The sequence below is a fragment of the Lentimicrobiaceae bacterium genome, assembly GCA_028697555.1.
GTDB lineage: Bacteria > Bacteroidota > Bacteroidia > Bacteroidales > UBA4417 > UBA4417.
Genome location: JAQVEX010000071.1, coordinates 1 through 7546, shown reverse-complemented (window position 1 = coordinate 7546; position 7546 = coordinate 1). Strand labels below are relative to the sequence as shown.

The following is a 7546-nucleotide window of genomic DNA, read 5'->3' as shown; positions in this document are numbered from 1 at the left end:
CCGAAAATGTTGAAACTCGATGTACTGTACCAATTGTTCTTTGTTAATTGCCACTCATCACCCATCACTCATCACTCATCACTCAACACTCATCACTCAACACTCATCACTCACCACAGTCATCGCAATGACCGAAAATGTAGGAACCCGGCGCTTGTAACTCAAAACTCCAACAACTATTCGACGTTTTCTTCGTCTTTTTTGGAGTTTTTGTACAATTTATATCCGCCGTAGGCTCCGGCAAGTGTTAGTAATACTACAATACCACTACCTATAGGCGCTCCACCGCCTTTTACAGGACCACTTTGACCAGAACCCGGATTGTCTGCATTTTGCGGCGGTCGTGGTGGTGCTCCAGGATTTTGAGCCGATACGTAAAACTGTAACCCTAAGGTTAAGATTGCTGTTAGTAAGATTGTTTTTAGTGTTTTCATATCTGTTGTTTTTTTATTTTTTTAATTTTAATTAGCTGTTAGCTGTTGGCTATTGGCTGTTGCGGGTTTCGGGTTACGTGTTGCGTGTTATTGTATTCGAAACTCGAAACTCGAAACTATCTAGTAACTACTACCTTTTTATTGACAACTTGTGTTGAATTAACCACATTTACCACGTAAATGCCCGGAATAAACGGAGCTTGGGTTACATAGGTGTCGGTTAGGAACACTGTGTTACTGCTGATTAATTTGCCTTGCATATCGTAAACGTTGACCATAGCTTTAGTGTTTTGCATGCTTGGTATGCTGACAACAATTTGGTTATTGCTATTTACGTAGATTACATTTTCGTCTGCCAAATCGTAAGGTTTGGAGTAAACTGCATTTACAAGTTTTAGCTCAAAGCGGTTGTCGCTGTCGGTGTCTTCATGGTTGAATGCGTAAGCCGGATTTTGGCGTAAGTTTACGGTTCTGTTTGCTTTTTTGTCAATTAAATAAGGAGTAATATCACTTTGTAAGCTGCTAATGTCGGCAACAAACTGAACTTGTGTTGATACACTAAGCGTAAAGCTAAGCGGCACAACTGTTTCGTATTTATTTAAAGGCAAGGTGTTAATTGTTAGTTTTTCGTTATCGGCATTGATGCTGCTAAGTTGCGGTGCTTCTACTGAGCCGTACAATTTAGTCATATCACCATCGTCCATACCGGCGTTCCATTTGTTATCGAAAACAAATACTATTTCATCTTTCAACTGATTACCTTCTGCAAATACACGCAAGATATTAGGGTTATTACCTGTGCCATAGAAAGGAGCTACGCCGTTTGTTCTACAATTGTTGTTAAGTGTAATTGTACCGTTATTTGTGGCTTTAATAAAAAATGCTTGACCTATGGATATAATATCAGAAGTTAAACCAAATGTGCCAACTGCGGCGCCAACGCTACGTACTCCATATTTCTTTTGATCGGCGCTCCAAATCCAAAAACCGTTTGCAAAATTACCTTTAGGGATTAGCGAAAAATCAATATGCGATGGGTATGGATTGGGTATAAAGTTATATCCCTTGTCGGCAGAAGTATATGTATAAGGAATTTCAAAGCTGCCTTCATTAAAAGCACCTTCAAATTCGTAAGTTTTAGAAGCTCCCGGATAATATATCAAATATCCTTTGTTTACAGTTAGATCATTGTTTGGGGAAGTTCCCAAGCAGTGCCAGATGTTCTCAGATTCTTTAAATTCGTACAAGTACGAGTCTTCAAACAAAATACTTTTCGGGTTTTCAGATTGTTTGAGAGGAACACTAACACCGTGGTAACAGTCTGCTGCAGTACCACCGCTTACATCTCCCGAAATATATCTTTGTATTTTTCCGCCGGCTGGGAAGTTGTGTAAAAGCGAACCTGTACCGGCTTCTGTGCTATTGATATTAAATTTGGCAGCGGCTGTTGAACCTGTCAGCTTATTAAATACCTTACCTGCAATTTTTAAGTTAATGTTGGGCTGAATTGTAAATGTTGTGTTTTCGGCATTTTTAATTACCAAATTGTTAATGTTTTCAAAGTTTTTATTTACATCTACAGCATTATGATTAAGTATGAGGTTGAATTTTGTAATACTTGTTGGGTCTACATCATAGCTTGCAGCCAAGGTATAGTCGGCATTTTGGGTTAAAGCTGCACCAAAACCACCAAAGTTGGCTGTATAATCTTGATTTTTAACCACCCATTCGTTGTCCGTAAAAGAGCCCTTTGCTGTGGTATTACCTTGAGTTACATTAAGTTTGCGTAATAAGGTTTTGTTTGCTGTTGCATCAACTGTACCGGCTACAGTCCAGCCCGTACCCGGGTTTACCCCAATTTCTCCAAACACATCGCAGATTGTACCGTTGTAAACAACTTCTATAGCATCGTTGCCGTTAAAAGTCATAACATCATTATTAGTCGATAAATTGCAATAATTCGCAATACTTGCAGCTGCACCCTCTTTACATATAGAATAAACATTGCCTGCATCTAAGTTGCCTGTAAGACCGTTTAGAGTGTGAGATACCGTGGTACTGCCATCAATATAAAGTCTGATTTCCAATTTACTTAAATCGATAGCTGCATTTGTACCGTTGTATATTTCAATAGCTTTATCATTATCGCCTGAACCTACAATATACTCCGAAATAAATACTTTTGGCATATACTTAGTAATACTGAACATTTCGCTAGTAGCTACTTGACCACTAGCTGCTGTTAACCTTATTTTATATTTAGTACCGAGAGTTTGCGATTGAGGAATATTCCAAGTAAAAGAGCCGTCTGTAACAGGTACTGTAGTTATATTCTCCCAAACTACAGATGTAGCCGAAGCATTTTTTGTATATTCAATTGTAACGTTACCGGTAACAAATGATGGTGCTGTCCAAGTTATGTTTTGGGTTGAGCCTTGTTCCCAGCTATCACCTGCAATAGGTGAGGTTACGGCAAAATTAATGAAGTCGCCGAGTCTTCTGCTGGTAACGAAGTTGCCATCGGTTGTGGTATTTGGCAACACAATCATATCCATATCGTATGTAGGTATGGGTTTGCCTATGTAGTCGGCATTAGCAAAGTTTGTTTTAAAGTTGATTGTATTGCCGTTTTTGTCAATAACAGTATATACTACATTTGCAGCGAATGTTCCTGTACTTTGGAACTTAACATTTTCCAACTTAATAAGTTCGGCTTGGTAGTTAATAAAATCGGCTTTAAGGTTGGGAATAGTAACAACTTGAGGATTTACTACATTTCCTGTAGAGTAAGTACCAGGGTCGTGTATCAGAACAAGTTTGTGCATACCTTCTTCAACAAGGTAGGTCCCCATAAAATATCTAAGACCGTCACCTTCGTTGTATGGGGTTGCAAGCTTTCCGTTTGCGTCAATTACTATACCGGTTATACCATCTTGGGCGTCTTGTACATAGTATCTCTGATTATCCTGATTAAAAGTAACAACAGCATTGTAAACAAGTGCATCCTGACCCCTAATTTTGTATGTACAGCCGATGACACCCGGAGCGTAATTGCCGGGGTTACCGTTTCTAAGTCTGTATAAATTAGGGAAGCGACCAACTAAATTAAATGTTTCGCTAAGTGCTACAACCGGGTCGGGTGTTGTAGTTGTAATTCTGATTTTACAGTCTTTGCTTGCATATTGTGCTTCAAAAGGTGCCCATGTAACAGAACCTTGTGTTAAAGGAATATTTGATGCTACACTATGCCAAGTGCCACCTGTATTTGATGCTTCTCTGGTGTAGTGAATGTCAACTTTGGTATTATTCGGATCTGGGAAATTTTCATGCCCCCAAGAAATGGTGCGTAGGGTACCCGGATACCAATAACTCGTATCAGTAGGAGTTGTGATATTTATGGTTGGTTGAGGTTCTAAAGTAACCGTAATTGAAAGGTCGTCGATAGCGAGTAGTACATTGCTACCATCGTCAACGTTGTCAGTCCAACGTATCCACATATCTGTGCCATTTCCCCATTCAATGCCACTAACAGTTGCATTAATTTCTTTGCGGTTTGCTGCATTTTTACCGTCTATATGTGTATTGGTATTTGCTGTTTGAATTTCATAAAGGTCAAAAGCACTCACTTCAATCCAAGTACCACTTATAAGACTAGTAGCATCAAAGCTGTATGCAAACTTGTTTCTTTCAACAACGCTATTACTTCCGGTACGCCATTGTTCGCAAATACCAGTAAAATCTATTTGTGTAATTTTTGAATCTGTGCTGTTGGTAAATTTAGCTCCAAAAATTGGAATAACCTGAGAAGTACCAGAAGAAGAAGCTCTTGTTCCTATGGCTCTGTTAGGGTCGTTTGTTGCGCCAACGTTGAAAACGCAACCTTGAGGATTGTTACCGTTGGTAACTGCTAGATTTGTTACATCATTACCGATGCCCATGAAACCATTATCATATCCTTTCCAACCTGTAGGAAAAGTTGTACCGTTAGCTCCTATGCTGTTAAAATTTTCGGTGTAAGTTAAATTTGTAGCAGTAAATGTAAATGCCGACTGCCCGTATGAAGTAACACTTATTGCTATACATACAAGGATTGTTAATAGTAAATCTTTTTTCATATCTGTAAATTTTTAATGTTAATATCGCATTTATTATGGCTTTGAATTGAATACACTTATTGTAGTTTACAAAGTTAAATATAATTTGAGATAAAAAAAATTTTTGGTAAAAAATTTTTTGTGATTGGTGTTACGTGGTTCGGGTTGCGGGGTGCGAGTTGCGTGTTGCGGGTTATCCCGAAGTTTCGGGAGAGTTTTGAGTTAGGAGTTTTGAGTTGCAGCACTTCGCTGGCTGAGCGGAGGCTCTTGGCTCTTGGCTTTTGGCTCTTGGCTCTTGGCTCTTGGCTCTTGGCTTTTGGCTCTTGGCTCTTGGCTCTTGGCTTTTGGCTTTTGGCTATGTTTTGCTAATGGCTAAAAGCTAACAGCCAAAAGCAAAAAAAGTTGCGAGATTCACCCGCAACTTTTTTTATCATTAACGTGGTCGAAACCGCTCATCACTCATCACTCACCTCCCATCACTCACCACTATTTATTGTTGTTTTTTGCCTTTACTCTGTCTTGTTTTCTCATTTTTTCGGTTTCGGGGCGTTTGTGTATTTGCCTTTTGTTGGCTTCGTCGTTGTTTGGGGACACCTCTTTTTTAACATCGGGGTTGGCTTTCGGTTTTGCAACAATTCTGCCTTTTTCGGTATCTTTTTCGGTTGCAACTTTCTTTTCCGATTGTAATTCTACTTTTTTAGGAGTAGCTTCTTTTTTAACATCGGGGTTGACTTGTGGTTTATCAACTTTTTTACTGTTTTTCTCAAATTCTTCCTTAGAAATAACTTTCTTTTCTACTTGAGGTGTTTGTTTAACATTTTTATCGGTACCGCCGCCTTTTTTCATTTCTTCTACTCTTTTTCTGGCTTCGGCTTGTTGTTCGGGTGTCATAGCTTCGTATTGCTTGCGCAATTCTTTTCTGCGTCTCATGCTTTCTTCAATAGCTTTTTTTTGTTCGGGAGTTGAAGCAATTACTTTTTGAGCAAAAGAAATCTGCGACGAGAACAATATTGCTAAGCTCATAATTCCTATTAATAAGATTGACTTTTTCATTTTCTGATAGTTTTTTATGTTTAAATTTATTTTATCTAAACAATATCATTTCAAAAAATGTACCAAAAAATTTAATCTATGTTATAGGTTGCAATATTATCTCCGCTGAGGTTGGTTTTTATAATCAGAAACTTGCTTTCGGGAGTGTTGGACAAGCCGCCTAAGTAGTATTTATCTCCAATTGCTTTGGTGCAACTAAAAAGTATTTCGGGTTCGGGTGTAGCAAATGTATTTTCAATAAGATAAGTACCGTCAGGGTTGATTTTAATCAGATAGGCATCTTTATCGTTGATAGTAGTTTCAATGCAGCCTACTATAAAAAAGTTTCTGTTGGAAGTTTCAACAATATCGGCAGCATAAACTATCCCTTGTTTCTCAAAAACCGTATAAGTTGCAGTGTTTCCATTGTTGCTCAGTGTCCAAAAGAAAACATTGTTGTCGTTGGTATTTCCGCAAACAGCTATTTTATTATCCGAAGTATGCGTTATGGCTGTAATGGTAGAATAGGTTTTTACCTTAGTCCATAAGCTATCGCCTTGCTGGTTGCATTTCATTACAAACGAATTGGATTTGTTGAAAGTTGGATTGATGTTTCCAACTAAATAAATATTGTTGTCGGCAATTACAACATCGGTGAACTCGGAGTTAACTAAGGTTTCGTTGGTGTTTAGGTTGTCGAAATAGGATTTTTCGTCTATAATGTTTCCGTTGTAATTGACGAGGTAGCATTTGGCGTATCGGGCATTATTGGTTTGGTTGTGTGCGTAGCCGGCAACAACAAAAGTGGTATCGGAAGCTGCGGCTATAGATAGTCCGGCAGATTTGATATTGTCGACAACTCTGACCCATTTTTGGTTTCCGTTGTCGTCGTACATAGCCATAAGCAAGTTGGGTTGTGTCCTGTCGGTATTGTATGCGTAGCCGACTGCAATATAATCGGATTGCGAAGTTTGCATGACTTTGAAAAACGAATTGACATTTTTGTCGGACAGTTGCTTAACCCACAAGGCATTGTTTGAAGTATCGCGCTTTTGAATGACAGCCGAATATTTATTACTTGGAGTACCGCTATATCCAACGCACACCAAATTATTGTCGTTTGATGCAATAATATCATTGAAACACTTAAGGTTTTGCTGAGGTATTTCGGGCTGTTTGCAGGAAAATAAGCTCAGAAGTATTATTGCAATTGGAATTACAGAAATTAACTTTTTCATCAAAGGTTTAAAATTTTTTATTTTCCTATATCTGATTAGTCTATAATTTTTTGCTCTATTTTGTACTACAAGTAAGTGAATTTCTTGTCTTTTTTAATTTTTTCGACGTAATTTTTAATGTTTTGCTCATTATCAATTTTGCAAATAAGCAGAGCATCTCCTTCGTCGATGACAATGTAGTTTTCAAGTCCTTGAATAACAGCTACTTTGTTTTTTTCTATGCGAATAATGCAGTTATCAACATCGTAGGTGTAGATATTATCGGAATTGACAAGGTTGTTTTCTTGGTTTTTTTCGGAATTATCGAACAGGGCGCTCCAAGTGCCGATGTCGCTCCAACCCATGTCGGCTTCGATGACATATACATTGTCGGCTTTTTCCATTATACCGTAGTCCATAGATATATTCGGACACATAGAGTACGCTTCTTTAATAAAGCCGTTTTCCGAATCGGTATAATAATGTTGGCTACCGTTGTGAAAAATAGTTGCAACGTCGGGTAGGTGTTTATTAAACGAGCTTACCAAAGTTTTTACCGAGCTAATGAAAATTCCGGCATTCCAAAGGAAATCGCCACTATCGATAAATTTGACGGCAAGTTCATATTGCGGTTTTTCGGTAAAAGTCTTTACCTTTCTGATTTCGTTGCTTTGGTCTCCGTTTTGTTTGTACTGAATGTATCTGTAGCATGTTTCGGGGCGACTTGGGGTAATTCCCAGAGTTATAATTTTGTCGTCGAATTCGGGAT

The 7546-nt window shown here is 38.3% G+C and carries 5 protein-coding genes; all 5 read right to left on the bottom strand.

Features of this window, described 5'->3' with window-relative positions; all coding sequences use genetic code 11:
- Positions 1-176 precede the first annotated feature (176 nt).
- Complete coding sequence (locus PHP31_09455; protein MDD3739504.1) at positions 177-434, bottom strand: hypothetical protein; 258 nt, start codon at positions 432-434, stop codon at positions 177-179.
- 116 nt (positions 435-550) lie between these two features.
- Positions 551-4549: a lamin tail domain-containing protein gene (locus tag PHP31_09450; GenBank protein MDD3739503.1), complete on the bottom strand. Its 3999-nt coding sequence runs from the start codon at positions 4547-4549 to the stop codon at positions 551-553.
- A 465-nt stretch (positions 4550-5014) separates the two neighbouring features.
- Complete coding sequence (locus PHP31_09445) at positions 5015-5581, bottom strand: hypothetical protein (protein ID MDD3739502.1); 567 nt, start codon at positions 5579-5581, stop codon at positions 5015-5017.
- A 71-nt stretch (positions 5582-5652) separates the two neighbouring features.
- Positions 5653-6798: a hypothetical protein gene (locus PHP31_09440; protein MDD3739501.1), complete on the bottom strand. Its 1146-nt coding sequence runs from the start codon at positions 6796-6798 to the stop codon at positions 5653-5655.
- 65 nt (positions 6799-6863) lie between these two features.
- On the bottom strand, positions 6864-7546 hold a 683-nt coding region (locus tag PHP31_09435; GenBank protein MDD3739500.1), incomplete at its 5' end, for a sugar phosphate nucleotidyltransferase.

Coding starts and splice junctions, on each gene's coding strand:
- PHP31_09445 (MDD3739502.1), bottom strand. CDS start 5,581: ATGAAAAAGTCAATCTTATTAATAGGAATTATGAGCTTAGCAATATTG.
- PHP31_09440 (MDD3739501.1), bottom strand. CDS start 6,798: ATGAAAAAGTTAATTTCTGTAATTCCAATTGCAATAATACTTCTGAGC.
- PHP31_09450 (MDD3739503.1), bottom strand. CDS start 4,549: ATGAAAAAAGATTTACTATTAACAATCCTTGTATGTATAGCAATAAGT.
- PHP31_09455 (MDD3739504.1), bottom strand. CDS start 434: ATGAAAACACTAAAAACAATCTTACTAACAGCAATCTTAACCTTAGGG.